Origin of the sequence: Halobacillus halophilus (assembly GCF_020171985.1) — a bacterium.
Classification (GTDB): domain Bacteria; phylum Bacillota; class Bacilli; order Bacillales; family Halobacillaceae; genus Halobacillus; species Halobacillus halophilus_A.
The window spans coordinates 245,258-271,819 of record NZ_JAIVAL010000004.1 but is presented as its reverse complement, the minus strand read 5'-3'; the positions used below and the strand labels follow the sequence as shown (position 1 = coordinate 271,819).

At 41.4% G+C, this 26,562-nt stretch carries 21 protein-coding genes; 14 read left to right on the top strand and 7 right to left on the bottom strand.

What is annotated here, in order from left to right:
- Positions 1–291 precede the first annotated feature (291 nt).
- The gene (locus LCM11_RS09800; RefSeq protein WP_224894060.1) at positions 292–987 is read left to right on the top strand and encodes a hypothetical protein; all 696 of its coding nucleotides are present in this window, start codon (positions 292–294) and stop codon (positions 985–987) included.
- 227 nt (positions 988–1,214) lie between these two features.
- On the opposite strand, the gene LCM11_RS09795 is transcribed toward LCM11_RS09800, so the two are convergent.
- Positions 1,215–2,366, bottom strand: coding sequence for a S1C family serine protease (locus LCM11_RS09795; protein WP_224894059.1), 1,152 nt, complete (start codon positions 2,364–2,366; stop codon positions 1,215–1,217).
- A 193-nt stretch (positions 2,367–2,559) separates the two neighbouring features.
- Between LCM11_RS09795 and LCM11_RS09790 the strand changes: the two genes are divergently transcribed.
- The 3 genes from LCM11_RS09790 (at position 2,560) to LCM11_RS09780 (ending at position 5,166) form a co-directional block, all read left to right on the top strand.
- Complete coding sequence (locus LCM11_RS09790) at positions 2,560–3,252, top strand: response regulator transcription factor (protein WP_224894058.1); 693 nt, start codon at positions 2,560–2,562, stop codon at positions 3,250–3,252.
- A complete protein-coding gene (locus LCM11_RS09785; protein ID WP_224894057.1) occupies positions 3,249–4,580 on the top strand; it encodes a sensor histidine kinase in 1,332 nt (443 codons plus the stop codon). The genes LCM11_RS09790 and LCM11_RS09785 overlap by 4 nt, the downstream gene beginning before the upstream one ends.
- Positions 4,581–4,644: 64 nt before the next feature.
- Positions 4,645–5,166, top strand: coding sequence for an acyl-CoA thioesterase (locus tag LCM11_RS09780; RefSeq protein WP_224894056.1), 522 nt, complete (start codon positions 4,645–4,647; stop codon positions 5,164–5,166).
- A 48-nt stretch (positions 5,167–5,214) separates the two neighbouring features.
- Here the strand turns inward: LCM11_RS09780 and LCM11_RS09775 are convergent, their stop codons facing one another.
- The 3 genes from LCM11_RS09775 to LCM11_RS09765 form a co-directional block, all read right to left on the bottom strand.
- Positions 5,215–5,934, bottom strand: coding sequence for an ABC transporter ATP-binding protein (locus tag LCM11_RS09775; protein ID WP_224894055.1), 720 nt, complete (start codon positions 5,932–5,934; stop codon positions 5,215–5,217).
- 1 nt (position 5,935) lies between these two features.
- Positions 5,936–7,546 (bottom strand): ABC transporter permease, encoded by a 1,611-nt coding sequence (locus tag LCM11_RS09770; RefSeq protein ID WP_224894077.1) that lies wholly within the window; start codon positions 7,544–7,546, stop codon positions 5,936–5,938.
- Between the two features lie 198 nt (positions 7,547–7,744).
- Positions 7,745–8,869 (bottom strand): Fe(3+) ABC transporter substrate-binding protein, encoded by a 1,125-nt coding sequence (locus LCM11_RS09765; protein WP_224894054.1) that lies wholly within the window; start codon positions 8,867–8,869, stop codon positions 7,745–7,747.
- Positions 8,870–9,240: 371 nt separating this feature from the next.
- Between LCM11_RS09765 and LCM11_RS09760 the strand changes: the two genes are divergently transcribed.
- The 6 genes from LCM11_RS09760 to LCM11_RS09735 all read left to right on the top strand — a co-directional run bounded on the left by LCM11_RS09760 (position 9,241) and on the right by LCM11_RS09735 (position 17,907).
- Complete coding sequence (locus LCM11_RS09760) at positions 9,241–10,650, top strand: alanine/glycine:cation symporter family protein (protein WP_263622460.1); 1,410 nt, start codon at positions 9,241–9,243, stop codon at positions 10,648–10,650.
- A 137-nt stretch (positions 10,651–10,787) separates the two neighbouring features.
- Positions 10,788–12,686: an ABC-F family ATP-binding cassette domain-containing protein gene (locus LCM11_RS09755; protein ID WP_224894052.1), complete on the top strand. Its 1,899-nt coding sequence runs from the start codon at positions 10,788–10,790 to the stop codon at positions 12,684–12,686.
- Between the two features lie 103 nt (positions 12,687–12,789).
- The gene (locus LCM11_RS09750; protein ID WP_224894051.1) at positions 12,790–14,037 is read left to right on the top strand and encodes an aminopeptidase; all 1,248 of its coding nucleotides are present in this window, start codon (positions 12,790–12,792) and stop codon (positions 14,035–14,037) included.
- 469 nt (positions 14,038–14,506) lie between these two features.
- On the top strand, positions 14,507–15,985 hold the full coding sequence (locus tag LCM11_RS09745; RefSeq protein WP_263622448.1) for a phytoene desaturase family protein: 1,479 nt from the start codon (positions 14,507–14,509) through the stop codon (positions 15,983–15,985).
- A 63-nt stretch (positions 15,986–16,048) separates the two neighbouring features.
- Positions 16,049–16,222: a hypothetical protein gene (locus LCM11_RS09740; RefSeq protein WP_173380438.1), complete on the top strand. Its 174-nt coding sequence runs from the start codon at positions 16,049–16,051 to the stop codon at positions 16,220–16,222.
- A 158-nt stretch (positions 16,223–16,380) separates the two neighbouring features.
- Positions 16,381–17,907: a BCCT family transporter gene (locus LCM11_RS09735; protein ID WP_224894049.1), complete on the top strand. Its 1,527-nt coding sequence runs from the start codon at positions 16,381–16,383 to the stop codon at positions 17,905–17,907.
- 41 nt (positions 17,908–17,948) lie between these two features.
- Here LCM11_RS09735 and kynB read toward each other — a convergent pair whose 3' ends face one another.
- Genes kynB through recQ form a run of 3 tightly spaced genes read right to left on the bottom strand, consistent with a single transcriptional unit; the run spans position 17,949 to position 22,029 of the window.
- Positions 17,949–18,569 carry an arylformamidase gene (kynB, locus tag LCM11_RS09730; protein ID WP_224894048.1) on the bottom strand — a complete coding sequence of 207 codons (621 nt, stop codon included), beginning with the start codon at positions 18,567–18,569 and terminating at the stop codon, positions 17,949–17,951.
- A 10-nt stretch (positions 18,570–18,579) separates the two neighbouring features.
- Entirely contained in the window at positions 18,580–19,860 is a 1,281-nt protein-coding gene (gene kynU / locus LCM11_RS09725) for a kynureninase (RefSeq protein WP_224894047.1), read from the bottom strand.
- A 27-nt stretch (positions 19,861–19,887) separates the two neighbouring features.
- Complete coding sequence (gene recQ, locus LCM11_RS09720; RefSeq protein ID WP_224894046.1) at positions 19,888–22,029, bottom strand: DNA helicase RecQ; 2,142 nt, start codon at positions 22,027–22,029, stop codon at positions 19,888–19,890.
- Between the two features lie 158 nt (positions 22,030–22,187).
- On the opposite strand from recQ, the gene LCM11_RS09715 reads away from it, so the two are divergent.
- The 4 genes from LCM11_RS09715 (at position 22,188) to LCM11_RS09700 (ending at position 26,555) form a co-directional block, all read left to right on the top strand.
- A complete protein-coding gene (locus tag LCM11_RS09715; protein WP_224894045.1) occupies positions 22,188–23,123 on the top strand; it encodes an NADP-dependent oxidoreductase in 936 nt (311 codons plus the stop codon).
- Between the two features lie 139 nt (positions 23,124–23,262).
- The gene (locus tag LCM11_RS09710) at positions 23,263–24,723 is read left to right on the top strand and encodes a circularly permuted type 2 ATP-grasp protein (protein ID WP_224894044.1); all 1,461 of its coding nucleotides are present in this window, start codon (positions 23,263–23,265) and stop codon (positions 24,721–24,723) included.
- The gene (locus LCM11_RS09705; protein WP_224894043.1) at positions 24,716–25,678 is read left to right on the top strand and encodes an alpha-E domain-containing protein; all 963 of its coding nucleotides are present in this window, start codon (positions 24,716–24,718) and stop codon (positions 25,676–25,678) included. Before LCM11_RS09710 ends, LCM11_RS09705 begins: the two co-directional genes overlap by 8 nt.
- 25 nt (positions 25,679–25,703) lie before the next feature.
- Complete coding sequence (locus LCM11_RS09700) at positions 25,704–26,555, top strand: transglutaminase family protein (protein WP_224894042.1); 852 nt, start codon at positions 25,704–25,706, stop codon at positions 26,553–26,555.
- The last annotated feature ends 7 nt before the right edge of the window (positions 26,556–26,562 follow it).

Here is a 26,562-nt window from a genome sequence, read left to right as displayed (position 1 = left end):
GGCAACGTCGAACGACCCTGCATCGTGCAGGGCCGAAAAGCGAAATCGTCCCCCGGAGGACCTTCCGCTCAACAAATACCTCGAAACCAAGTCTTCAACAAACGGGAGCTTTAGTGTAACTATCACTCTTGAGATATAACCGGGATTATATTTAAGGGAAAATGGTCGGCTAAGTTAGTGAAGGGCAGTGATTGTAAACTTTTGGTGTTTTTTTAGGTGGAATCCGTATAAAATGTACTAGTTTATGGATATAGTAGAGAGTGAGAATACTAACCTAAAGGGGGTGGAATTGTGGAGAAAAGCAGCATAGATCATAATTCAGAATTCTATAACATTCCTATTAAACCCTTTTCTTCAAATGAAGAACACGAAGCGATGCCTGATCCAGGTAAGAAACGTACATTAGAAGATTATATAAATGGATTAAAAAGACAGGAAAAGGTGAATCGTGACAAAATTGAAGAACTTTCCAGAAGAAATGAACAGCTGCATAGAAAAATTCAAGCCTTAAAGCAAGCAGCGAATACTAATTATATAAATCAGCCAAGGATTCAATATTACTCTGAAACAAAACTCATTGAAAATGAAGGCAGAATTAAGACAAACGATGATCTGAATACGATCATTCAAAATAGAATATATGAAGCTGGACTTTCACCTTCAATGGCAGGGAGTATTGGATTGATAAGGTCTTTGGAAAACATTGGAGATGAAGATTCTCCTGAATATGAAGGGATATACAGCGTTATTGCAGAAGAAACACAAATCAACGCTGACCGAACAATCATACTAAAAGAAGGAATGTATGCCACTCTTTATACTAGAAATAGCATGAATACCTCCTTGTATGAAGAATTATTAGAGTATGTGAAAAAGAGAGGGTATCATCCCGAAGGTCCCTTTTTTATTCGTCAGATCGTGGACGTATTCATCACGGCTCGTGAAGATGAGCTAATGAGAGAAGTGCGAATTCGAGTGAGAAAATAAGAAGCAGTGAAGACCTATAAACCACTACCCCCGCAGGCTAGTGGTTTTTTTTGTGTTTATCAGAACAAAAAAAGGGTATCCACGAGCGATCGATGGATACCCTTACAAGAGAGAGGTTTTTATGGTTTTTGAAAATAGTTAGCATGCCTGGTGGTAAGAACGACGACTACCTCAGAAGTGCCGGGCTAAGTCCACTTCCTTCAATTGTCTCCCACCGGATTTATTAACTATTGGGAAGAAAGTTTAAGATCTACTTTCATAGGTTCTCCGTCTCGGTAAACGGTTAGCTCAACAGTTTCGCCATCTTTTACATCGTTATAGAGAATTTGGCGCAGATCCATAAGTGAATCAATTTTATTGCCATCAATCTCAGTAATTACATCGTATTGACTTAGGTTTGCTTTTTGAGCAGGAGAGTTCTCAGCAACTGCCTGAACAATAACGCCTTTAGTTACATCAGCAGGCAGGTTTAGATCTCTCTGCAGTATAGATCCGGGAACTTGGCTGAGATCTTGAAGAGATACACCCATATAAGGACGTTTTACTTCACCATTTGTCTCCAGATCTTCAATGACTGGTTTAGCTACGTTCATTGGAATGGAGAAGCCAATACCTTCGACTTCTTCTTTAGCGATTTTCATGGAGTTGATACCTATAACTTCACCTTGAAGGTTAACAAGCGCACCACCGCTGTTTCCCGGGTTAATCGCTGCGTCCGTTTGAATAACTTCGGTTTGCCAATCTGGCTGCTGGTCTCCATTAAGATCTACAGGGATATTTCTTTCAAGACCACTGACAATACCTTTCGTAGCGGAACCTGCGAATTCCATGCCAAGCGGATTACCTATGGCTATGGCTGTTTGTCCGACCTCTACGTCTTCTGCTTTAGCTAAATCGGCAACCTTTTTGACATGTTCGCTATCTATTTGTAAAACGGCGAGGTCTGTTAAGGGGTCACTGCCTTTGAGTTCGGCTTCTACCTTTTTACCTCCGCTTATGACAACTTCCAGACTGCTAGCCTGTTCTACCACGTGATGGTTTGTTACGACATAAGCTTGATCACCATCTTTTTTGTAAATGACCCCAGAACCTGTGCCGGCTTTTTGAGTTCCCTGAGGCGTTTCTTTCATTTTACTGACGCCAACTACTGCTTCGGAAGCCTCATTGATTGCCTGGGTAGTGGCGCTTTGAGCCTCGCCCAGGTTCAATTCATCAGCTTGAGCGGTAGGCTTATCTGTATTAACGTTTATGGAAACGCCTTTCCATTGAAAAACTGTGGTTACTATGAAAACAGCAATAATTGCTCCTAACACACTGAATGCTAATCCTGTACGTTTATAACTTCGTTTAGCTTGATTTTTATTTTCTTCGTCCATCATTTTATGCAATGACCTCCCTTAAAGGAATAAGTGCTGCTGACTAATTCGTGCTGCGTTTCTTTGTACAATTCTTATTCTACGACTCATATATGGAATGATTTTGGAGAAAATGTGGAAAAAGTGTGTAAAACGGGAGGAGAGAATAAAAATATGAGATGATAGAGGAAACCTGATCTTTAGGAGGGTGGTCCGGATGAATCAATTCGTGGGATTGGTAGAAGATGATCCAAATATCAGAGATATAGTAGAAGGATATTTAAAAAAAGAGGGATTGAAAGTAACAGCCGTTGAGACAGCAGAGAAAGCGTGGGAAATATTTGAAAGGGAATCGCCTGATTTATGGGTGCTGGATATTATGCTTCCTGGAATGGATGGCTATGAGTTCTGTAAAAAAGTAAGAGAGAGCTCCCAGGTTCCAATTATTATCATCTCAGCTAAGGATGAAGAAGTAGATAAAATCCTTGGATTGGAACTTGGCGGAGATGATTACTTGACCAAGCCTTTCAGTCCTCGTGAGCTTGTGGCAAGAGTAAAACGTCATTTAAAGCGCTGGGAAGTAATGCAGCCAGAGCAGCATTCCATGGAAAATAGAATTGAAAGCGGTGAACTCCTTCTCCATGAAGAAGAACGCAGAGCTTATTTTCAGGATGAAGAAGTGGAGGTAACAACGAAGGAATTCGAAATGCTCCGGATTTTAGCCTCTCAAGTAAACCGTGCATTTTCCAGGGAGGAGTTATTAGTGAAAGTTTGGGGAGAAGACTACTTCGGCAGTGACCGGGCCGTTGATGATCTCGTTAAGCGATTGCGCAAAAAGATGAAGCAGCTTCCCCTTGAAACCGTATGGGGATATGGCTATAGGCTGCGTGACAAAGGACACTCCTCATGAAACTTCTTTATCAATTGAATGCAGCATTTACTGCCTTGATCATTATTATCATGTCAATTACTGCTTTTTTTATCTATTCCCTTTTAATGGACATGCTGATCCAGGATGAACAAAGACAACTTAAAGCGAGAGCAGAACTTCTAATTGATATCATTAACGAAGAAGACGCTTCCAGGAGTCCGCAGTTGTCTCAGCTTCTTCAGGATCGAAATTATCCTATCCTATTGTTCAATGTGAATGAAAATACCATATTGTTTCGTACGATGCCTTCTCAAATAGCACGTACGTGGATGCAGGAATATGAAAGTGAATTGAAAAACCAGGAAGTGTGGGAAAGCGGGGGAGAGAAGTACGTTATCTATGACTTTCCATTATCTGAAGAAAATGATGAAGTTCTAGTGATGGCGACACCACTAAATGATTTGCAGGCCGTTCAATCGGTATTTGCTTTTCGAATGGTGGTTGTCTTCTTAATTGGGTTGGTTCTTGCTATAGTAGTCAGCTACTTCCTGACACGGAGACTGGTGACGCCGCTGACGAAGTTAAAACAAGAAGTCAAAAAAATTGAAAAAAGGCAATTCAAGGATGTACGTCCTGTAGAAGCTACTGGTGAAATTAAAGAAGTAGAACAAAGTGTTCGTCATATGGCAGAGGAACTGGCACGCTATATACACTCTCAGAAACAATTCTTTCAAAATGCTTCACATGAACTGAAAACACCGCTGATGTCTATTCAAGGCTATGCGGAAGGGATACGTGATGGTGTGTTCGAAGGAGAAGCGGCCGAAAAAGGATTGAATGTGATGGTTAGTGAGACGGATCGGTTGAAAAAAATAGTAAATGAAATGATTCTGCTCGCCAAATTGGACAGCAGTGAGGATGTATATCACCCTGAACGCACCGAGATTATAGAATTAGTGCATCAGGCTAAGGACAGGCTCTTGCCGTTAGCTCAGGAAAAAGGTGTGGAAATTGAGGTGGATACAAATGATTTATTCTACTCTAATGTAGATCAGGAGAGGGTACTGCAAGCCTTTATAAATATTTTAAGTAATGCTATCCGCCACGCCCAAAATCAGATTCATATTCATACGTACAGAGACGACAAAGGTCTTAAAGTTCATGTCAGTGATGATGGGGAAGGGATTTCTGAGGATCTCCTGCCTCAATTATTTGAACGTTTTATTAAAGGAAAAGAAGGGGAAACAGGATTGGGTCTGGCTATTTCAAGAGCCATTATTGAACGGAGCGGTGGGAAAATTCGAGCCGCAAACAACCCAGATCGGCCGGGGGCCTTATTCGAAATTCATTTGCCCCCTGAAGGTTGAATTTAGACGTTCATGGTATACTATCATCAGAGAACGATTCCATAGAAAAGGAGAGACGAAATTAATGGACGCAAAACCATGTATAGATTCACTTACTGTAAAAAGCTCACACGTACTGCCACCTGACACGAATAGTCACGGAACTTTATTCGGAGGAAGGTTAATGGCATATATTGACGATGTAGCCGCTATTGCTGCGGTGCGACACTGCAGGAAGCCGGTTGTAACAGCTTCAACGGATTCAGTTGACTTTCTGCAGCCGGTTCAAGAAGGGGATACAATCTGTGTAGAGGCTTTTGTTACTTACACTCATAACACCTCAATGGAAGTGTTTGTCAAAGCGACTACTGAAAATTTACTATCAGGCGACCGCAAAGTTTGTACCACTGCTTTTCTATCAATGGTTGCGGTAGACGACAACAACCAGCCTTCCACTGTACCAGGTGTCTATCCAGAGACAGAAGAAGAACAGTGGCTGCATGACGGAGCGAAGAGACGTCATGAATACCGCAAAGAAAGAAGGAAAGAGTCCAAAGAGCTTGCGGAGAAATTCGGAACTAAATTGCCTTGGAAAAGAAATAGATAACATAAAAACGCTGCCGTTTAACACGGCAGCGTTTTTGTATGGAAGGAGCTAGGTAATCGTGACGGTCTCTTTTTGATTGGCTTTTTGGTCGTAACGAGATGTACAAATGGAGTTCCAGTCGTGAGCTGCTCCGTCTCTCATCGTTATAATGCGATCTGCTATAGCTCTTGAGTCTTCACGATCATGGGTTACAAAAATGGAAGTAATTCCAGTTTGCTTAATAATTTCTTTCAATTCATTGCGTATCTTAATTTGTAGATCCGCGTCCAGGTTGCTGAAAGGTTCATCCAGAAGCAGTAAAGAAGGTTTAGGAGCAAGTGCTCGAGCCAGAGCAATTCTCTGCTGCTGACCACCGCTTAATTCATGCGGATATCGCTTGGCATAACTTTCCATATTAACGAGTTCAAGAACCTCCTGAACCCGTTTTTGCTTAGCTTTCCGCCCAAAGCCTTTTAGTCCAAACTGGATATTTTCGCTCACATTCATATGAGGAAAGAGAGCATAGTCTTGAAATACCATTCCAATGCCGCGCTTTTCGGGTAATATAAAACGGCGATCGTCAGTCATCACTTGGTCGTTGATTTTAATTTTTCCGCAGCTTGGGGTTTCCAGTCCACAAAGTAATCGAAGTACTGTACTTTTACCACTGCCGCTCTCTCCAAGAATCGAGATGATTTCACCTTGTTCAATAGTTAAATTGAAATTTTGTATGGTATTATTTTTTGAATTTCCATAGCTGAAGCAAAGATCTTCGATTTGGATAAACATATCAATTTGGCTCCTTTTCTAATACTTGATGGAAAATATAGATGGCGATTCCGCTAATAAGAACGATAATAATAGAGGCGAGCGAAGCTTCATGGATTTGTTCATCGCTTGCGTATTGAAAGGCTTTAGTAGACAAAGTATCAAAGTTAAATGGTCTTAAAATCAGAGTTAAAGGCAGTTCCTTTAATATTTCAATAAAAGCTAGAATAAATCCGCTGATTAGAGGACCTTTAACCATACGAAGGTCTACTTTAAAGAAGGTTTTAGTTAAATTCATTCCGAGCATACGGGAAGCTTCCGTAAATTTGTTGCCGACCTTTTCAAAGCCAGACTCCATAGAGTTATACCCAATAGCAAGAAAGCGAATCACATATGCAGAAACCAGCATGAACAAGCTGGTACTTAAGAATAAAGTAGGTTCCATACCAATAGATTCGTAAAAACTAAACAACAAGTTATCAATCTGGATGAAAACGGTGCTTATTCCAACAGCGATGACTGCACCTGGAATAGAGTATCCCAGTATGGTAACCCGTGCGGCTGACTTAGAGAGAATACTTTGGTGCATTCGTGAAAAGTTCGCAATGATCACAGCAAATATGATTATGGCAGTTGCTCCTGTAAAGGAAACGAGCAGCGAGTTCCAAATAAGCTGCATAAACTGCGGAGAGGCAATTTTATCAAATGTTAGGAACATCCAATCGACTAACTGAATAAACGGAATCAAAAACCCGAGTAAAAAGATGATCAGACTGTAACTGAAAGCGGACCATGCTTTAGCTCCTTTAAGTTTTATTGGAGCCAGCGGCCTCACTTTAGCTTGAGAATAACTGTACTTCTTACGGCCTCGCAGAACTTTTTCCAGAATGAGAATACCAAACACAATAAACATGAGTGTAGCAGATAATTTAATAGCTGAGTTCAAGTCGTTCATTCCAAACCACGTCTGGAAAATCGCCGTACTGAAAGTAGGAATTCCAAAGTATTGCACAACACCGTAATCATTCAATACTTCCAAAAGGACAAGGCTTACGCCTCCGACAATTGCACTTCGTGAAATCGGTAGCACCACACGGAAGAAGATTTCCCAGGGGTTCCTACCAAGCAGCCGGGCATTCTCAACTAGAGAAGCAGATTGATTCATTAAAAACCCTCTTGTGATCGTGTAAACATAAGGAAACAGAAAGAGGGTAAAGATAAAAACGGCTCCTGGAAGAGTTAATATATCAAAATAGGATTGGTTGACTTCCCATCCTAGTTGATTTCGAAGAGTTGACTGGATGACTCCCGTATAATTCAGAATGCCATTGTACGTGTATCCCGCGATATAGGGCGGGATAGCTAAAGGGAGAATAAGACCCCATTTAAAGAACTTTTTCATAGGAAAATCATAAGCGGAGACAAGCCAGGCTAAACTCGTTCCAATTAAAATCGTGAGAGCTCCTGTAAATATGATTAGCAAACTTGTATTTTTAAGCAGATCGGGAAGGATAAACTCCTGAATGTGAGCCCAGTTATCAGCTTCTTGCGTAAAAAAATTAATTAGAATAGTTAGGTTTGGAAGCAAGATGAGTATGACAATGATCAAGCTAAACAGAGACCATATGTTCATATACCCAGGCAGCTTACGGAACAGCTTCAATCGGGACACGTCCTTTAGGGCATCGTTGAGTTCAATCCTCAATCCATCAGGCAGCCTTGTGTCTAGTGGATTCAAGAGTGAACACCTATAAAGATGATAACAGTTCTCAATTGTTTTGTATATATACCAAGTGCCGTACTCTAAGAGTACGGCACTTGCGCATTGGTATTACTTCCAGCCTACTTCGTTCATAATCTTAACTGCTTTGTCGTTGTTTTCACCAAGCTTAGAAAGATTAATGTCCTGCTCTTTAAATTCTCCCCAGCTCTTAAGAAGCTCAGATGGCTCTACATCTGGATTCACAGGGTATTCGTAATTAGCTTCTGCGAATTGTTTCTGCGCTTCTTCTGTCGTCAGAAATTCCATGAATTTCTGTGCATTTTCTTTGTTTTTACTGCTGGCTGTCATCCCGATTCCGCTGATATTAACGTGAGTACCTGTGGAATCCTGGTTAGGGAAGATAACGCCAAGCTGTTCTCCAACTTTTACTTCTTCTTGATCCTCAGACTTCAGAAGTTTTCCTAAATAATAAGTGTTCATAACTGCTACGTCACCTTCGCCGGCTGCAACAGCTTTAGCTTGGTCACGGTCTCCGCCTTTTGGTTCGCGTGCCATGTTATCCACGATCCCCTGTGCCCATTCTTTTGCTTTCTCTTCACCCTCTAAAGCAATCATAGAAGCAAGAAGAGACTGATTATAAATGTTAGAAGAAGAGCGGATCAGCACTTTATCCTGGAATTGATCTTTTGTAAGATCCATGTAAGTTTGAATGTCTTCCTCATCTACGCGCTCTTTATGATAGGCAATAACTCTCGCTCTTTTTGTAAGTCCGAACCATTGACCTTCCTGATCGCGAAGTTTCTCGGGAATATTGTTATTTAGAACATCACTGCTGACTTCTTGCAGGAGGTCCTGAGATTTTGCTCTGTATAAACGTCCTGCATCAGCAGTCATTAACAAGTCAGCTTCTGAAGCCTTTCCTTCACGATCAAGACGTGCAATCAGTTCATCATCGTCGCCTTTAATGACATTAACTTTAATACCAGTTTGTTCTGTAAATGTATCGTATAGCTCCTGATCTGTTTCGTAGTGACGGCCCGTGTATAGATTAACTTCGCCCCCTGTTTCTGATTCTTGAGAAGCGTTCTCTTCAGAGGAACCTTCATCAGAGGTACTTTCTTCAGTATCCTCACTTTCATTGGAGGAGCCTTCATCGTTACTGCTGCCGCATGCAGCTAAAGCAAAGATGGATACAATCAGCATAATGCTTACTAAAAACCATTTGTTTTTCATTTCCTTCACCTCATATGTAGTCTACTATTTTTCCTTATTGAAAATGATTTTCAATCCCATTTACTATTGTAATGAAAATAATTATCAAGTCAATAGAAAAATTAAAACCTATCTTGCTCATTCATTTACGGTTAAACTCTAACTTATTTTGTTAAAGTCTGCTTTTCATGACGAAAAATTACGTAGCGGAGTTTGTAAAAATTTTTCATTTGAGTCTAACTGGGTTTATTGGTAGATTAATAAGGGTGTTTTAATTAGAAAGCGGTTTAATTCTTTATTATATTGGGAAATGTCCCATAATTGGCAATTATTTGAATAAAATGTGGAGGTGGAGAAGCGTGGGTGCTTTACTTGAAACCTTGAATACTTACATGTGGGGTTACATACTTGTGGCTGCCCTGCTAGGTTGTGGGTTATGGTTTTCGATCAAACTTAATTTTGTGCAGTTCCGCTACATTCCTGAAATGATTAAGGTGTTGTTTGATAAGCGGTCAATTTCGGCAGAAGGGAAAAAAGGTACATCCCCGTTCCAGGCATTTGCAATTAGTACGGCTTCCAGGGTGGGAACAGGTAACTTAGCTGGTGTGGCAGCTGCCATTACCGTAGGCGGTCCAGGCGCTGTGTTCTGGATGTGGCTTGTAGCGATACTTGGAGGAGCGTCCGCCTTTATAGAGAGTACACTGGCGCAAATTTATAAGATTCCCGATAATGATCAATATCGGGGCGGTCCGGCTTATTATATGGAAAAAGGGCTGAAAAACCGTAAGCTGGGTATTCTCTTTGCCATCACGATTACATTTACTTATGGTCTTGTTTTTAGTTCCGTTCAGTCGAATACGATTCGCCTTGCTTTTGAAAACTCATTTAATATTCAAAAATGGGTAATGGGCGGTATTTTAACATTGATTGTGGCTTTAATTATTTTTGGAGGATTAAAACGCATTGCACAGGTTACTCAGTACATTATTCCGGTTATGGCAATCTTCTATATCATTCTTGCTGCTTATGTGCTTTTCATTAATCTTGGTCAAGTCCCGAATATGGTGGGGCAAATTTTTCAAGGAGCATTCGGGTTTAGAGAGGTAGCCGGCGGTACTTTCGGCGGTATGATTTTAATAGGTATTAAGCGCGGACTATTCTCCAACGAAGCGGGGATGGGGAGTGCACCTAACGCCGCAGCTACATCTGAAGTGACGCATCCTGTAAAACAGGGGTTAATCCAGACGCTTGGTGTGTTTACAGATACTTTACTTATCTGTAGTGCTACTGCTGTCATCATTCTTTTTGCAGGTGATTATGTAGGTACTGATCTTGATGGCATTCAGCTCACCCAGTCAGCGTTTGAATCTGAATTAGGAACATGGGCTTCGATCTTCATTGCGATCGCTATATTCTTATTTGCTTTCAGTTCCATCATTGGAAATTATTATTATGGTGAAACAAATATTGAGTTTATTAAATCCAGTTCATCCAATATTTTCATCTACCGTATCGCTGTATTGTTTATGGTAATGTTTGGCGCGGTTGCAGAATTTGGTCTTGTCTGGTCGCTTGCAGATTTAACAATGGGGATTATGGCTTTAATTAACCTTTACGCCATTTTCCGATTATCCTCCGTTGCCTACGACGCATTAAAAGATTACAGGAAGCAGCGTAAGGCAGGGAACGATCCGGTCTTCTATCAGGATCACCTTCCAGGTGTTGAAGGAATGGAGTACTGGAGACGTGATCAGCCGATTGAAGCAGAGGAAACGGAAAAAAGACAAGCTCAACAAAGGTAAGGATTGCCCCGGGACTTTTAAAGTCCTGGGGTTTTTAGTCCTTACAAGGAAGAACTTACACAGGTGAGCTTCACTCAGCACTTAGCTGAGCTCATGTGATATGATGGGAAAAGATTCGTGTAAAAAGGATGAGCGTGATGAGTATTTTATCAATTGATCATATGAGCAAAAGTTTCGGAGATAAGGATTTATTTGAAGATATATCTTTTACCATAACCAATCAGCAGCGAATTGGGCTAATTGGAGTAAATGGCACAGGCAAGTCTACTTTGTTGAAAATTCTGGCCAAACTGGAAACAGCGGATAGTGGGCAGATCGATCATGCTAAAGATTTTACGGTTGAATATTTACCTCAAGATCCAGACCTGGTAGAGGATAAGACTGTGCTTGAACAGATCTATTACGGTGATTCAGACATCATGAGGGTGATGAGAAAGTATGAGAAGGTGATGCTTGAACTTTCTGAAAATCCTGAAGACCCCGATGTTCAGCAGCGAATGTTGGACCTGCAGCAAAAAATGGAGGAAAAGAATGCTTGGGAAGCTAATACCGTGGCTAAGACTGTGCTTTCAAAGCTTGGAATTGAGTCGTACCAGAAACAGGTGAAAGACTTGTCCGGCGGGCAGAAAAAGCGAGTAGCTATCGCAAAGGCACTGATCCAGCCTGCTGATTTGCTGCTGCTGGATGAACCTACCAACCATCTAGACAATGAAACCATTGAATGGCTGGAAGAATACTTGGCCTCTTATAAAGGTGCATTAATGGTCATTACTCACGATAGATATTTCTTAAATCGAGTAACCAACTTAATTTATGAACTGGATAAAGGAAGTTTATATATTTATGAAGGAAACTATGAAACTTTCTTAGAGAAAAAGGCAGAACGAGAAGAGTGGGAACGTCAGGCTGAACAAAAGCACCGCAATACACTAAAAAGAGAATTAGCGTGGCTTAAAAGTGGTGTGAAAGCCCGTACAACTAAACAGAAAGCAAGAAAACAGCGCGTGGAAGCCATGAAGGATGAGACGTTTGATACGCAGACAGAGCAGGTGGATATGGCCATCGGATCGACAAGACTAGGGAATCAAGTCATTGAATTAGATGGCATATCTCTGGCATTTGGGTCCCGCCAAATTGTAGAGAACTTTAATTATCTCGTCGTACCAGGGGAGCGATTAGGAATTATAGGAGCTAATGGTTCTGGAAAAACGACACTTCTAAACATTATGGCTGAAAGAATCAAGCCGGATGCTGGTAAGGTGAAGATTGGTTCGACTGTTAAGATTGGGTATTATACTCAAGATCACGAGGAACTGGACGAATCCCTTAAAGTTATCGAATATATTAAAGAAGTGGCTGAGGTCATTACTACCGCTGATGGTGACGAAGTTACTGCGGAGCAGATGCTCGAGCGCTTTTTATTCCCGAGACCTCAGCAATGGACGTATATTAAACGCCTATCAGGTGGAGAGCGCCGCAGACTTTACCTGCTTCGCGTACTCATGAGTGAACCAAATGTGCTGTTTTTAGATGAGCCTACCAACGACTTAGATACAGAAACGCTTAGTGTACTGGAAGATTATCTGGATCAATTTCCGGGAGTCGTTATTACGGTTTCTCACGACCGCTATTTCCTTGATAGGACGATTGACAAGATCGTTGCATTTGAAGGGGAAAAAATCCGACGTTTTTATGGAAACTATTCAGAGTATCTAGAACAGCGCCGCGAAGAAGCGAAAGAAGAGGATAGCAAAAGAAAAAATGTGTCTGCCCAGGAGGCAACCAGAAGATCAAACAGAAAACGTAAACTTACCTATCGTGAAAAACAAGAATGGGAAACCATTGAAGATGAAATTGCCACTTTAGAAACTCAACTTGAGGAAGTGGAAGAAGAGATTTCAGGCGCAGCTAGTGACTTCGACAAGGTGCAAAAGCTTTACAAAAAGCAAGAAGAATTGGAAAACAACTTAGAAGTAAAGATGGAGCGCTGGGAAGAACTTTCATTAATTGTGGAAGAAATCGAGAAGGATGGATAATACTAAGAGACCCGGACAATACCGGGTCTCTTATTGTGACATAGGAATGTAAATATGGAATAATGAATACGGATACAATTATTCGATAGGGAGGAAGTACAAAATGAGAATGCCAAGCCAAGATAAACTGGAAAAATATGCAGAACTAGCTCTAAGAACAGGAGTCAACTTACAAGAGCAGCAAAAATTAATGATTAATTCTACCATCGAAGGTGCTGAATTTACTCGTGTTGTTGCAAGGAAAGCTTTTGAAATGGGAGCTGAGGATGTACATATTAATTGGAGTGACGATGAACTCACGCGTATGAAGTATGAACATGCATCGCAAGAGACATTATCCGAAGTGCCAGAATGGCAGCAGCAAAAGTTCACTTATTTTGCTGAACAAGGGGCGGCTATCCTTTCTATCCGTTCTACTGACCCTGATCTACTCAAAGGTATCGACGCAGGTAAGGTGGCAGCAGCTAATAAGGCAAGGTCAGAAGCAATGTCGACATTCAGAAATTACACGATGAACGACCGTCTACAGTGGTCCATTGTAAGTATTCCAATTCCTGCTTGGGCCCAAAAGATTTTCCCGGGAGAAAGCGAAGAAACGGCTCAGGATAAGCTGTGGGAGCAGATCTTCAGTATTGTCCGCGTCGATCAGAAAGATCCGATAGCTGCGTGGGAAGAACACAATGAAACATTGATTAAAGCCCGAGAATATTTAAATAAAAAACAGTACAGTAAGCTGGTTTATAAGGCACCTGGCACTGATTTAGAGGTAGCTCTTCCAAAAGGACATATTTGGAAAGGCGGACCTGCCAGAACGGAGAAGGAAAATATTCAGTTCAATCCAAATATGCCGACTGAGGAAGTGTTCACCGCTCCTCATAAATACGGAGTAGATGGTAAAGTAACCTGTACGAAGCCTTTGAACTACGGAGGGAATGTAATCGATGGCTTTACTCTTACTTTTAAAGAGGGTAAAGTGACAGACTTTTCTGCTGAAGAAGGAGAAGAGACATTAAAGCATTTGCTTGATACGGATGAGGGTTCACGTCGCCTGGGTGAATTGGCACTTGTACCACATGAGTCACCAATTTCTCAGTCTGGGTTAATTTTCTACAATACTTTGTATGATGAAAATGCTTCCTGTCACTTAGCATTAGGAAAAGCCTATCCAAACAATATGACAGGCGGCTCTGATATGAGTGAAGAGGAACTAGATCAAAATGGTATTAATCATAGTTTGTCTCACGTTGATTTTATGATGGGATCCGACAAACTGGATATTGATGGGATATTGGAAGACGGAACTAAAGAAGCTGTCATGCGCCAAGGCAGCTGGGCTATTTCCTTCGAATAAAATGAAGCAGAGAAGACGACCGGTAGAGAACCAGGTCGTCTTCTTTTTTGTGAGTGTGGTAATCACAGCTTTGTTAGAATGTGCTGATATTAAAGATAAACTCCCGTTTGTTGAAGACTCTGTTTCGAGATAAATGGGTCCGTTACTTTATGGGGAAGAGGGCTAGTGGGGAAATAACTCGCTTTCCTACGGCCCTGCGTCGGGCAGGGCCGGAAAGTGGAATCGTCCCCCGCAGGTCCTTAACTATAACTAATATCTCGAAACGGAGTTCTACAATAACCGGCCCTATAGTGGTATAACTTTATTGCTTTTGTACCTGTTGGTTCACTTTTTATGATTTTTGTGAGAGGAGAGAGTAAATAAAAACCTCTTCCCTGGAAGATAGAATCCCAAGGAATCTTCAATAGGCTCATACTCATTTAAAATGAATAAAGAGAGGGAAAGAGTAAACCAAAGGAAGGCGATGACAATGAAGTATGACGTTTGTATAGTAGGAGCAGGTTTTGGTGGACTCGCAGCAGCAGCAGAGTTGACTCGAAAAGGAATGAGTGTAGCCGTCCTGGAAGCATCTAATGAATTAGGCGGCAGTGCAGGCAAATATGAACGAGGGGGTTATCGATTTCAGTCGGGAGCAACTGTGGGAATGGGGTTTGAGCCAGGGGGTGTTTTTGACCGTTTGTACACCTCTCTTGGTTTAGAGAAACCTCCCATGACATTATTGAACCCAATCATGGATATCCATATGCCCGATCGAACCATCCACTATTATAGTAAGAAAGAACAATGGTATAACGAAATTGAACATCATTTCCCTGAAGATTCCTCCAGAATTCAAGCTTTCTATGATGAAGTTTTTCGCGTGGGAGAAATGGTAGATGCTGTGGTTGAGAGGCTTCCTGTTTTTCCGCCGAAAACATTAAGTGACTGGATCCGATTAACTCCCATGATCAGTCGCAACTCCATTCAATTACTTCCTTACATGAAACAGACCGTCTATGACCGATTGAAAAAATATAACCTTCACCAAAATCGGCTTTTTCAAATTTTTATAAATGGAGAATTAATGGACAGTGTCCAAACAAGTGTAGAAAGGTGTCCCGCTTTTCTGGGATTTACGGCTTTACAGACGTTTCACAAAGGAGCGTTTGCTGTACATGGAGGACTGGCTTCTGTAGCAGAACAATTATCGAAGTATATTAAAGAGAGGGGAAATGAGGTATTTTTACGCCACCCTGTCCGTGTAGTGGAAAAGCATGGTTCAGGTTATTATTTGCATTCTAAACGAAATAAGGTGTTTGAATCAGATTATGTCATTTTAAATAACTCTGTTCACAATTTACATGAGACATTGTCAGAAGAATTAAGAGATCAAACCTATATTAAGCCGGAAAAAGAAAAGTCAAGAGAAGCATGGGGAGCCTTTATCATTCACGCGGGAGTGGAAGAAGACGTTTTTAAAGATACCGATGTGCTTTATCATCAATTTATCGATCCCAATCACCCCGATGATTTGCATGATGGAGGGCAGTTCTTACTATCCCTGTCAGATCCATCTGATCCTCAAATGGCGCCACCAGGCATGCGCTCATTAACGATTTCTACTCATACAAACGTATCTCAGTGGTGGGAGAGCGAAGATTATGAGGCTGCGAAAGAGGACATGACTCAACGGTTAATTGAAACAGTAAATCATTACTTTCCTGGATTTTCCGATCATCTGGATCTTGTGTTACCCGGTTCACCGGTTACTTTTCAGAAGTGGTTGCGAAGAGATCAGGGGAAAGTAGGGGGATATGCGCCCACCGGTAAGTACAGCTGGCTTGGGAACTATTCCATTCGTACCGGGATTAAAGGTATTTACCAATGTGGAGATACCGTTTTCCCAGGTGCTGGGACCCTTGGAGTAACCCTTTCCGGGCTAATGGCAGCCGAAGAACTAACAAGATGATTGAAGAAAGTGAATTATGGGAATGAAAAAACATATCCAAATTTACAGAGAGGAGTGGTGAGAATGCCAGGACCAGAAAACGAACTTCCAGGTTTCCAGGCAAACCCTAACGAGTTTGGGAAATGCAGTAATTGTGGTAAATTATTAACCTCTAAAAAAGAGGCGGAAGTTAAACTTTGTAAGGAATGTCAAAAGCGTCATAAGGACAAAAATATAGAGTACGATGAAGCAGAATAATTTACGGCCACGACACACTGTCGTGGTCAACTTACGTTTAAAGCTCCATCATTCCATTAATTAAGGCTAAAAGTTTAAACTTTACACCATAATAAGGATAGTGTTAGAGTATTTAATTGTGTTTAAAAGCATCCATCATACTAAAAAGGAGTTCATCAATGAATAACAAACAAACAGGTCAAATTGATTGGCCGGTCTTCGGGATCAGTGGAGGAATTTTAGTACTCTTTGTGGTCGTAGCACTTATTGATATTAATTTAATAGAAACAATTGTTAATGAAAGCTTTGCCTGGTCAGCGAAATACTTCGGAGCTTTTTGGCAGGTGCTTATGCTTGCAACGTTTTTCGTGGGTATTGGGTTAGGTTTCTCTAAATACGGAAACATTAAAATGGGGAATATGGATAAGCCTGAAATTGGTCTCTACAAATGGTTGTCCATTATTATGGCAACCTTACTTGCTGGTGGAGGAGTATTCTGGGCAGCAGCTGAACCTATGTACCACTTCCTCACCGTTCCTCCTCATCAATCAGGAATCGAAGCTGGAACGCAGGCAGCTATTAACCCTGCGCTTGCTCAAAGCTTTATGCACTGGGGCTTCTTGGCCTGGGCCATCCTCGGAACGATAAGTGCCGTTGTTATGATGTATGGTCATTATCATAAAGGCATGCCGATGAAACCACGTACTCTCTTGTATCCGGTTTTTGGTGAAAAGATCCGCCATGGCTGGTTCGGTACATTAATTGATGCGTTCTCTGTTATAGCTGTAGCCGCAGGTACTATTGGACCGATAGGTTTTCTTGGACTGCAGGCAAGCTACGGACTACAGGAAATATTCGGTATTCCCAACCAGTTCAGTACTCAGTTCACCATTATTTTTGCTGTGGTATTAATTTCTACTATTTCTGCAGTAACGGGACTCTATAAAGGAATTCAATATCTAAGTAGTTTTAATGTTCGCTTAGCCATTGGTTTAATGATATTTATCGTAATCTTCGGGCCTGGAGGATTTATCTTTAATCACTTTATCTCAGGTTTTGGAACTTATATCGATCAGTTTATTCCGATGAGTACCTTCCGCGGGGATACAGGCTGGCTATCCGGATGGACCGTCTTTTTCTGGGGCTGGTTTATTGGATATGGACCAATGATGGCTATTCTTGTCAGCCGTATCTCCAGAGGCCGTACAATTCGTGATATTATAATTGCGGTATCCGTATTTGCACCAGTCATTTCAACATTCTGGTTCACCGTATTAGGCGGATCTGGAATATTCTTTGAACTAAATAATCCTGGATCTGTATCGGATGCTCTTAATGCTGCAGGTAACCCGGCAGCCATGTTTGCTATTACAGAGCAGTTTCCGCTTGCCAGCGTAATTTCACCGTTGTTTTTAATCTTAACGATTCTATTTGTTGTTACAACGAGTGATTCTATGTCTTATACGATTGCTATGGCCGTAACTGGTGAAGGCAATCCTCAAAGCTGGGTTCGTGTATTCTGGGCTATTTTAATGGGATCAGTAGCGGTTATACTTCTCATTACCGGGGACAGCGGAATTACACAACTTCAGAACTTTATCGTAGTAACAGCTGTTCCAGTTTCGCTTCTCTTACTGCCAATGATTTGGCTGGCTCCAAAAGTGGCTAAGCAAATGGCAAAAGAACAAAATTTACTGAAAAAATAAGAAAAACTCGAGCGCATATGGTTTTCATATGCGCTCGAGTTTTATTTTTGCCGTAAGATTGCTCGCACTGGGCTGCCATCAGCTTCTCCCATTTTTAATGGGAAAGCCATTAATTCATACACACCTGGTGCTGCATGATCAAGTTCCAAGCCTTCTAAAATCAAAATGTCATGTTTATATAAGGAGTGATGAGCTGCAAGATCTTTACTCTCTACAGGATCCACAGATGGTGTATCTATTCCAATAAGATCGATACCTTGAGAATGTAGAAATTCAGCTGCATCGCTGCTTATGACGGTATAATGCTCAGGAAATTCGTTGCGGTCGTTCCAGCTTGTTGTACGAAAGAGAAGCTTCGTTACACCTGAGTATTCAAATGCACGAAGGTCCTCTGCTTGAATGATGGTTTTTCCTTCCATATTTACAACTAAGGCATCACCGATAAAACGTTCAGGAGGGAGATCCGCTATTTTCAGTCCATTGTCATCGTAGTGGAAAGGGGCATCCAAATGTGTGCCTGTGTGATTGCTTGCTTTAAATTGTCCGATGTTAACGGATCCAGTTTGCTCCATTGTCATCGTGCGTTCATAATGGAAATGTTCATCACCGGGCCAGGCTGGTGTTTCATTGTTTAGTGTCATGGTTATATCTATGAGTTTCATGAAATCCTCCTTAAGCAATTATATCTCGTTCATTTTTGTACTTCTTATAGGTTTCGTTAACCATAATATCCTTTAAGATCATCATTACTTCATATACTTCCTTATAAGTAGTATAGAGTGCCACAGGAGCAAGTCGAATGACATCCGGAGCTCTGAAGTCGGGCACAACATTCTCTTTTTTAAGAGCTTTACAAATGCTTGCTGCTTCTGAATGGACTAGACTAATGTGTCCCCCGCGGCGCTCATCCTCCAATGGGGTAATGATCCGAAACCCTAAACCATCGAGTTCCTGATAAACAAGGTCGAGCATCAGCCTGGTCATTCCAAGAGATTTGCAGCGGATATTTTTAATGTCCGCCTCTTGAAAGAGATCTAAAGAACCCAGAAGAGGAGCGGAACTCAAAATGTGCGGGGTCCCCATTTGATAGGCACCCGCTGTTTCAGCATGGGTTAAGTCATGCGCCATGTCAAACTGCTTGTCTTTATTTGAGCTGAACCACCCGGCAAGGCCAGGTTTATTACCCAGGTGCTTTTCATTTACATATAAGCCTCCAACACCACCTGGCCCGCTGTTCAAGTATTTATAGGTGCACCAGACCGCAAAGTCGACGCCCCAGTCATCAAGATTATGGGGAAGAGCACCTATAGAGTGGGCTAAATCAAAGCCAACCATAATTTCCTGCTCATGGGCTGCCTTTGTAATCTTTTCAATATCCAGAAGCTGCCCGCTTCGATAAAGAACAGAGGGGAGGAGAAGGAGAGCAATATCGCTCCTCATCTCCTTAATAATATTGTCTTCCGACAACGTAGCCCCATTGTCACTCTTTACTTGAATTAGATGTTCATCTGGGTCCATTCCGTGGAGTTCCAGTTGACTTTTTAAAGCATAAATATCAGATGGAAAATTCAGTTCGTCGGCCAGAATTTTCGTCCGCTGCCCTTGAGGGCGGTAGAATGTAGACAGTAGTTGATGAAGGTTGGACGTTATAGAACCAGTACTGATGACCTCTTCAGGCTTGGCCCCCAGCAGTGGAGCTGTTTTAGCGCCTAATTTTTCGGACATATAAAACCAGGGTTCTTTTCCTTCAGTCCATCCTCCAATTGCATGGGTCTTCCAATCTTCAAGAGATGAAACTAAAGATTTCTCTGCTCTTTTTGAGAGCAAACCTAAGGAATTGCCATCCATATAAAAGCGATTGTCGTCTGTGTAGAACTCCTTTTTAAAGTTATGAAGCACATCGTTTTGATCGAGCTTTGCTGCCGTCTCTAATGTAATTTTAGATTTTGTCATACTATCCCCTCCGTGGAATAAAATGAATCACTTCATAAGTTCATGTTTGTTCAGTACCGCTTTAATCATAGAATACGTGTAATCTTCGGGCAAAGCCTCTTTCAATGGCTTCAATTTTTTTTCTTCCATTTCTTCAAGTTTTTTAAGAATCTTTGTCTCTTGCTCTTCGTTAAACCAGCGATCCCAATTTAGCTCCAGTCCCTCTCGAGCACTTCGGAACAAGTGGTTTTCTATCGTTTGAGAACTTAAATCTCGTTCTTTTGCAATTTCTTGGATCTCTTTGCTTTCTTCTTTCCACATCTCGAATGTAATCTGGTAACTTGGGCGTTCATCATTCGAATCCTTTTTTCTAATGGAGACAGAAGGACTTTTGTCAGGAACGGGCTTAGAATCTGTTTCCTTTGACCATGGACGAATGGCCTCTAAAAACGTTTCTCCGTATTGCTCAAACTTCCGTTCTCCGACTCCCTTTATAGCTAACATTTCGTTTTTGTTTTCAGGTAAATAAATGGTGAATTCTTTAAGGGTCGCATCCGAAAATATAACATATGGTGGAAGCCCAGCTTCATCTGCAATTGATTTTCGGATTTGCCGCAGCTCTTCAAAATAGTCTGCATTGTAGTTGCTTTCATGTTTAGCAGTGGTGGACTCCACGAGCATTTCCACTGGTTGATCCCCTTTAAGGACCGCGATGGATTCATCTGTCAGCTGTAGAGCAGGATAACGACCTTGTCCAGGAGTGAGATATCCTTCCGCTGTCAGAAAATGGATGAACCGTGTCAGTTCCTTCTCAGTATAGCTGGACATAATGCCATATGTGGAGAGGGTGTTAAATCTGAATTGTTTTACTTTCTGATCGGAAGACCCTTTCAGTACTTTAGCAGTTAAACCTGCACCGAAACGTTCTCCCATTCTTTTAACGCAGGATAAAACCATCTGGGCTTCAAGGGTCATGTCCTGAATCTCGCCTACGAGTGTACAGTTGGAACATTTACCACAAGGTTCTGAAGGAAAGGGGTCTTCGAAATAATCGAGAATATACTGCTGCAGACATGTATGGGTATGACAATAGTTAATCATAGCCTGAAGCTTGGCATATTCCTCTTTCTTTTTTTCTTCTGAAGGAGACTGGTCAATTAAAAATCGCTGGAGATTTATATCCTGACTGGAAAATAAAAGAGCGCAGTCGCCCGGCTCACCGTCCCGACCCGCACGTCCAGCTTCCTGGTAATAGGATTCGATATTCATAGGCATTGAATAATGGATCACATATCGCACGTTGGATTTATCGATCCCCATACCGAAAGCATTGGTTGCGATAATTGTAGTAATTTCATCCTGGACAAAATCCACTTGAGCCTGCTTCCTCTGGTTTTCTGTCATCCCAGCATGATATTTTCCGGCTGAGTACCCTTTTTTGGATAAGTAGTGCTGTAAACTGTCCGCATCTTTTCTAGTAGCGGTGTAGATAATGCCGGATTCATTAGGGCGGGTTTTTAAATATTCTTCTACAAAATCTCTTTTATCCCGGCCTTTTATAATGCGGAATGATAAATTGTCCCTCGCAAATCCCGTATTGACGATCGATTCTTCTGGTACATCAATCAGGTGTTTAATATCCCGTATTACCTCTTGGGTAGCCGTAGCGGTGAGCGCCATTAAAACAGGTAAATTAGTGATTTGATACAGGGTGGGTACAATGGAACGATAACTGGGTCTGAAATCATGTCCCCACTGCGAAATGCAATGGGCTTCATCAAAGGCTATGAGAGATAATGGGATACTCTGGATCGTTGACAAAAACTGAGGGGAATCAAATCGTTCAGGAGCAACATATACAAACTTATAACTCCCTTGCCTTAAATCATGCAGACGCTGTCTCTGCTCACCGGCTGAAAGAGAACTATTAATATAAGTTGCTGCAATTCCATAGGAATTCAGTGCATCAACCTGGTCTTTCATTAAGGATATAAGCGGAGAGATAATAATAGCTGTCCCCTCAAGACTTAAGCCTGGAATTTGATAGCATAACGATTTGCCTCCACCTGTAGGCATGACAGCCAATGTATTACGGTTGTGGAGTACATGACTGATCGCTTCTTTCTGTCCTTTCCGAAAAGAAGAATAGCCGTAGTATTTTTGTAAAATTTCCTCAGCCTGCTGCATCATTATGATCATCCTTTTATGTGAAAAATAGAGAGGTGTAAATTCTATAAATTGTGTGATTATAAGTACTGGAACCCTTCCTCATCTTATCACGTTTTACAATTTAGTATAGGGGAAAACAGAGGGGTGTGTAACCCTTCATAAATAAGGAGTGTAATTAAATGAAAGCTATTGTAATTGAACAATACGGCGGTAAAGACCAATTAATAGAGAAACAAGTAGAGACCCCTCAACCGGAAGCGGGTCAGGTTTTAGTTGAAATGAAAGCAACTTCAATTAACCCGATCGATTGGAAAGTAAGAGAAGGTTATATGAAAGAGATGCTGGATTTTGATTTTCCAATTATTCTAGGCTGGGATGCAGCCGGAGTAATTAAGGAAGTCGGTCAGGATGTCGATCAATTCAAAGTAGGAGAACGAGTTTTTGCACGTCCAGCTACTACGCGATTAGGTACTTATGCTGAATACGCGGTAATTGATGAAGAACAACTTGCCCGCATTCCTGAGAATATCCCTTTTGAGGAAGCGGCTGCAGTGCCTCTTGCAGGTATGACAGCGTGGCAGTGTCTAGTGGACTTTGCTCAGATTAAAGAAGGAGACTGGGTTCTTATACACGCAGGTTCTGGCGGTGTGGGCCATTATGCCATCCAGCTGGCTAAGCAAATGGGGGCTTATGTAGCAACTACGGCCAGTGGCAAGAATCAGGCCTGGGTAGAAGAGCTTGGTGTCGATCGTTTTATTGACTACAAACAAGAAGATTTCTCCGAGGTGCTTAGTGAAATTGATATTGTGCTCGACACTTTAGGAGGAGAAAACCAGGAGAAAAGTTTTGGTATTCTGAAAGAAGGCGGACGATTAGCTTCAATTGTTCAGCCACCGGATGAAGAAAAAGCCAAGCAGCACGGAGTGAAAGCTGGATTTGTCTGGTTGGAACCAAATGGTGAACGTCTTTCTAAAATGGCAGAAATGATGGAAGAAGGCCGTTTAACTTCTGTCATAGGAAACCGTTATAAACTAAGTGAAGAAGGCATAAGAAAAGCTCATGAAGCCAGTGAAAGTCACCACGCTAAAGGAAAAATAGTTATTACTATGGAATAGGCTCAGTGAATACCCCGCCTCCCGCTGTTTATGATAACAGCGGGAGGTGGTTTTTGTTTAAATTTTCTTACAATTTTTGTGTAGTTGCGGTAAACTTAGGGTAAGTAGTAAACATATCGTCAGAATGGAGGAGAGGTTGTTGCTAAACCACTATAATACTGGAGTATTTTTTGACGAAATGATGGAGGACAATGGAAATCCTAAACGTCATTACAGATCCTTCTATCAATTAATGGAAAATTTTTCTGAAAAAGAGCTGCGCGAGAAGCATGAAACGGCTCAGTTAAATTTTCTGAGGCAGGGAATTACTTTTACGGTTTATAATCATACCGGGGGTACGGAGCGAACGATGCCGTTCGATTTTGTGCCTATTATTATTCCTGAACCTCAATGGAATAAAGTTGAAGAAGGAATGAAGCAGCGAATAAAAGCCCTCAATCTGTTTTTAGAAGACATTTACCACGATCAAAAAATTTTAGAAGCAGGCATAATACCTAGAGACCTAATCGAAAATAACTCTTATTATTACAATAAACAAATCGGGGGAGTAAACGTCCCTTTAAATAATCACGTGTTTCTGGCCGGTGTAGACTTAATTAAGGATGAAAACGGGGATTACCGGGTTCTGGAGGATAATCTGCGAAATCCTTCAGGGATGTCTTATGTTTTTCAGAATCGATACGTGATGAGACAAGTGTACCCGGAATTATTCTTTGAACATTCAATTGAAACCCTGGAACATCAGGTTTCTGAACTTCATAAAGCAGTTATTAGCCATACCCCGCCAAATGTAGAGCCCCATTCTACCCCTACGGCAGTATTACTGACCCCGGGAATTTATAACTCAGCCTATTATGATCACGTATTTTTGGCGCAGCAAATGGGTATTGAGCTAGTAGAAGGAAGAGATTTAATTGTAAAAGAAGATGTGGTTTATATGAAGACAATACGCGGATTAAAGAGAGTAGATATTATTTACAGACGCATTGATGATGATTTCCTTGATCCCGAGGCGTTTCGTCCGGATTCGGCTTTAGGAGTCTCCGGTTTACTCAGGGCTTATAAAAAAGGGAATGTTTCAATCCTGAATGGAATAGGCAATGGCGTTGCGGATGATAAGGCTATTTATGTCTATGTCCCTGATATGATTCGTTTTTATTTAGACGAAGAGCCTATTATTCCTAATGTAGAAACTTACTTCCTAAGTGATCCTGAAAAACTTGAGTATGTTCTTGAGAACATTGATCAATTAGTTATAAAAAATGTAGGGGCTTCGGGTGGATACGATATGTTGATTGGCCCGCAATCAGAGCCGGAAGAACAAAATGAATTCAGAAGAAAAATTATTGAAGCTCCTCATCAGTATATTGCCCAGCCGACGATTAAACTCTCAAGAGCTCCTGCTTATCAGGAAGGTCGTTTTTATCCTTGTCACGTAGATTTACGTGTGTTTGTGATGACTGGAGATAATACTCATGTCATTCCTGGAGGCTTATCAAGAGTAGCTCTTAAAGAGGGGTCGTTAGTAGTCAACTCTTCGCAGGGCGGCGGAGGAAAAGACACTTGGATTTTGTCGGAAGGAGGAGAGACACATGCTTAGTCGTGTAGCAGACTCCTTATATTGGATGGCTCGTAACATTGAACGGGCTGAAAATAATTCCAGAGTACTTAGTGTACAGCTAATCCACATGCTGGAGGCATCTGATCAAGAGGTCATGGACCGTGATTGGGGTGAAGTATTGGATATTTGTGCTTCTAAGCTTGATTATATGGATCGTTATGAACGTATTGACCGGGAAACCATTATTCAGTATCTGACCATTAGTCCAATGAATGTAAATTCTCTTATGAACAGTATGAATTATGCGAGGGAAAATGCGAGGGCTACCCGAGACATCATACCTAATGAATTATGGGAAGTTCTCAACGAATTCCATTTAGCTCAGAAAGATTGGCAGGAGCTTCCAAACACAAGGCAGCATACACAGGATTATCTGAAAAAGGTAAAAACTACTTCAATGACGGCGCAAGGTATTATCGAATCAACAATGAGCAGGGGAATTCCTTATACTTTTATAAAAGTTGGAAAATGGATCGAGAGAGCTGATAAAACGGCACGTGTCTTAAATGTTATCTGTGAAAAAAATAGGAAAGAGTCTAGCTTTGGAACGAATAATTATTATTATTGGCTGACAGCCCTTCAGTTTCTGCATGGATATGATGCATATATTAAAGAACATCCGCCTACGATGGAGTCGAGACATGTGCTTGACTTCATGATCAAGGAAAGATCATTTCCAAGATCCATTCGCTATTGCATGGATCACGTGATGGAAGCTGTTCAACGTCTTGAAGGTGGGAAAATATCTCATTACTCAAAAGATCTATTCCAAATGCTTGAAACAATACAGGAAGAAATAAAGGAAGCGGATATTGAGCACATGGATATGGAGGAACTGATGAGTTTTCTGGATCATTTTCAGGATCGCTGTCTTACTGTCAGCCGAATGTTCTCTGAAACTTATTATCTGATTGAGCCCGTACATGTGAGGTAGGTTATCATTAGCAGGAGGAAAGTTCATGAAGTATGAAATCGAACATATTAACACGTTTTATTATGAGAATTTTGTAGATCAAAGTATGAATCATATACGGTTAAAACCCACAACGGATGAATGTCAGCGGCTATCTGCTTATCGTTCAGAAGTACTCCCAAATTCAGTGATGAAGGAACATGTCGATTACTGGGGAAATTATGTAGAAACCTTCTTTATTCCGGAAAAGCACCAGCATTTAACTGTCAAAACCCAGTCAACAGTCAGTATTCAAAAGAGTCCTCTCATTAAGATGATCCACTTTTCAGATGAGATGCGCACCATTTTTCATTCCGATTTATTTCGCAGTCATTACCTTGCTTTTTTAAATGAAACGCCTTACACGTTTATGTATAAAGAGCAAATCAAGGAAATAGAAGAAGTGGTGGGGGATTCTTCCGATCCGATCCAATTCTCCCTTGATCTCATGGCCTTTATTCATCAATCCATTGTTTATGATGGCACAGTAACTCAAGTGAATACCAAAGCTTACGAATCCTGGCCTTTAAAGGCAGGGGTATGTCAGGATTATGCGCACGTTATGATCGCTGTACTAAGAGACAAAGGAATCCCGGCTCGTTACGTAAGTGGATATTTGTATGTGGGGGAAGGTTCAGCCTTAATTGGAGATGCAGCTACTCACGCCTGGGTAGAAGTTATGATACCGGGGGTCGGGTGGGTAGGACTGGATCCTACCAATAATGTAGAAGCTCTGGAAGAGCATATTCGTATAGGAAGCGGCCGGGACTACGCAGATGTAAGTCCTCTTCAGGGAGTCTACCGGGGAGGCGGCCAAAACCTTGATGTAAAAGTAAGTGTCACACTAGTTGATCAGTAAAAGCAAA

Bases quoted from the DNA above. Each gene is read 5' to 3' on its own strand.
- LCM11_RS09795 (WP_224894059.1), bottom strand. From the start codon at position 2,366: ATGATGGACGAAGAAAATAAAAATCAAGCTAAACGAAGTTATAAACGT.
- LCM11_RS09790 (WP_224894058.1), top strand. From the start codon at position 2,560: ATGAATCAATTCGTGGGATTGGTAGAAGATGATCCAAATATCAGAGAT.
- LCM11_RS09785 (WP_224894057.1), top strand. From the start codon at position 3,249: ATGAAACTTCTTTATCAATTGAATGCAGCATTTACTGCCTTGATCATT.
- LCM11_RS09780 (WP_224894056.1), top strand. From the start codon at position 4,645: ATGGACGCAAAACCATGTATAGATTCACTTACTGTAAAAAGCTCACAC.
- LCM11_RS09775 (WP_224894055.1), bottom strand. From the start codon at position 5,934: ATGTTTATCCAAATCGAAGATCTTTGCTTCAGCTATGGAAATTCAAAA.
- LCM11_RS09770 (WP_224894077.1), bottom strand. From the start codon at position 7,546: ATGAACATATGGTCTCTGTTTAGCTTGATCATTGTCATACTCATCTTG.
- LCM11_RS09765 (WP_224894054.1), bottom strand. From the start codon at position 8,869: ATGAAAAACAAATGGTTTTTAGTAAGCATTATGCTGATTGTATCCATC.
- LCM11_RS09760 (WP_263622460.1), top strand. From the start codon at position 9,241: ATGTGGGGTTACATACTTGTGGCTGCCCTGCTAGGTTGTGGGTTATGG.
- LCM11_RS09755 (WP_224894052.1), top strand. From the start codon at position 10,788: ATGAGTATTTTATCAATTGATCATATGAGCAAAAGTTTCGGAGATAAG.
- LCM11_RS09750 (WP_224894051.1), top strand. From the start codon at position 12,790: ATGAGAATGCCAAGCCAAGATAAACTGGAAAAATATGCAGAACTAGCT.
- LCM11_RS09745 (WP_263622448.1), top strand. From the start codon at position 14,507: ATGAAGTATGACGTTTGTATAGTAGGAGCAGGTTTTGGTGGACTCGCA.
- LCM11_RS09740 (WP_173380438.1), top strand. From the start codon at position 16,049: ATGCCAGGACCAGAAAACGAACTTCCAGGTTTCCAGGCAAACCCTAAC.
- LCM11_RS09735 (WP_224894049.1), top strand. From the start codon at position 16,381: ATGAATAACAAACAAACAGGTCAAATTGATTGGCCGGTCTTCGGGATC.
- kynB (WP_224894048.1), bottom strand. From the start codon at position 18,569: ATGAAACTCATAGATATAACCATGACACTAAACAATGAAACACCAGCC.
- kynU (WP_224894047.1), bottom strand. From the start codon at position 19,860: ATGACAAAATCTAAAATTACATTAGAGACGGCAGCAAAGCTCGATCAA.
- recQ (WP_224894046.1), bottom strand. From the start codon at position 22,029: ATGATGCAGCAGGCTGAGGAAATTTTACAAAAATACTACGGCTATTCT.
- LCM11_RS09715 (WP_224894045.1), top strand. From the start codon at position 22,188: ATGAAAGCTATTGTAATTGAACAATACGGCGGTAAAGACCAATTAATA.
- LCM11_RS09705 (WP_224894043.1), top strand. From the start codon at position 24,716: ATGCTTAGTCGTGTAGCAGACTCCTTATATTGGATGGCTCGTAACATT.
- LCM11_RS09700 (WP_224894042.1), top strand. From the start codon at position 25,704: ATGAAGTATGAAATCGAACATATTAACACGTTTTATTATGAGAATTTT.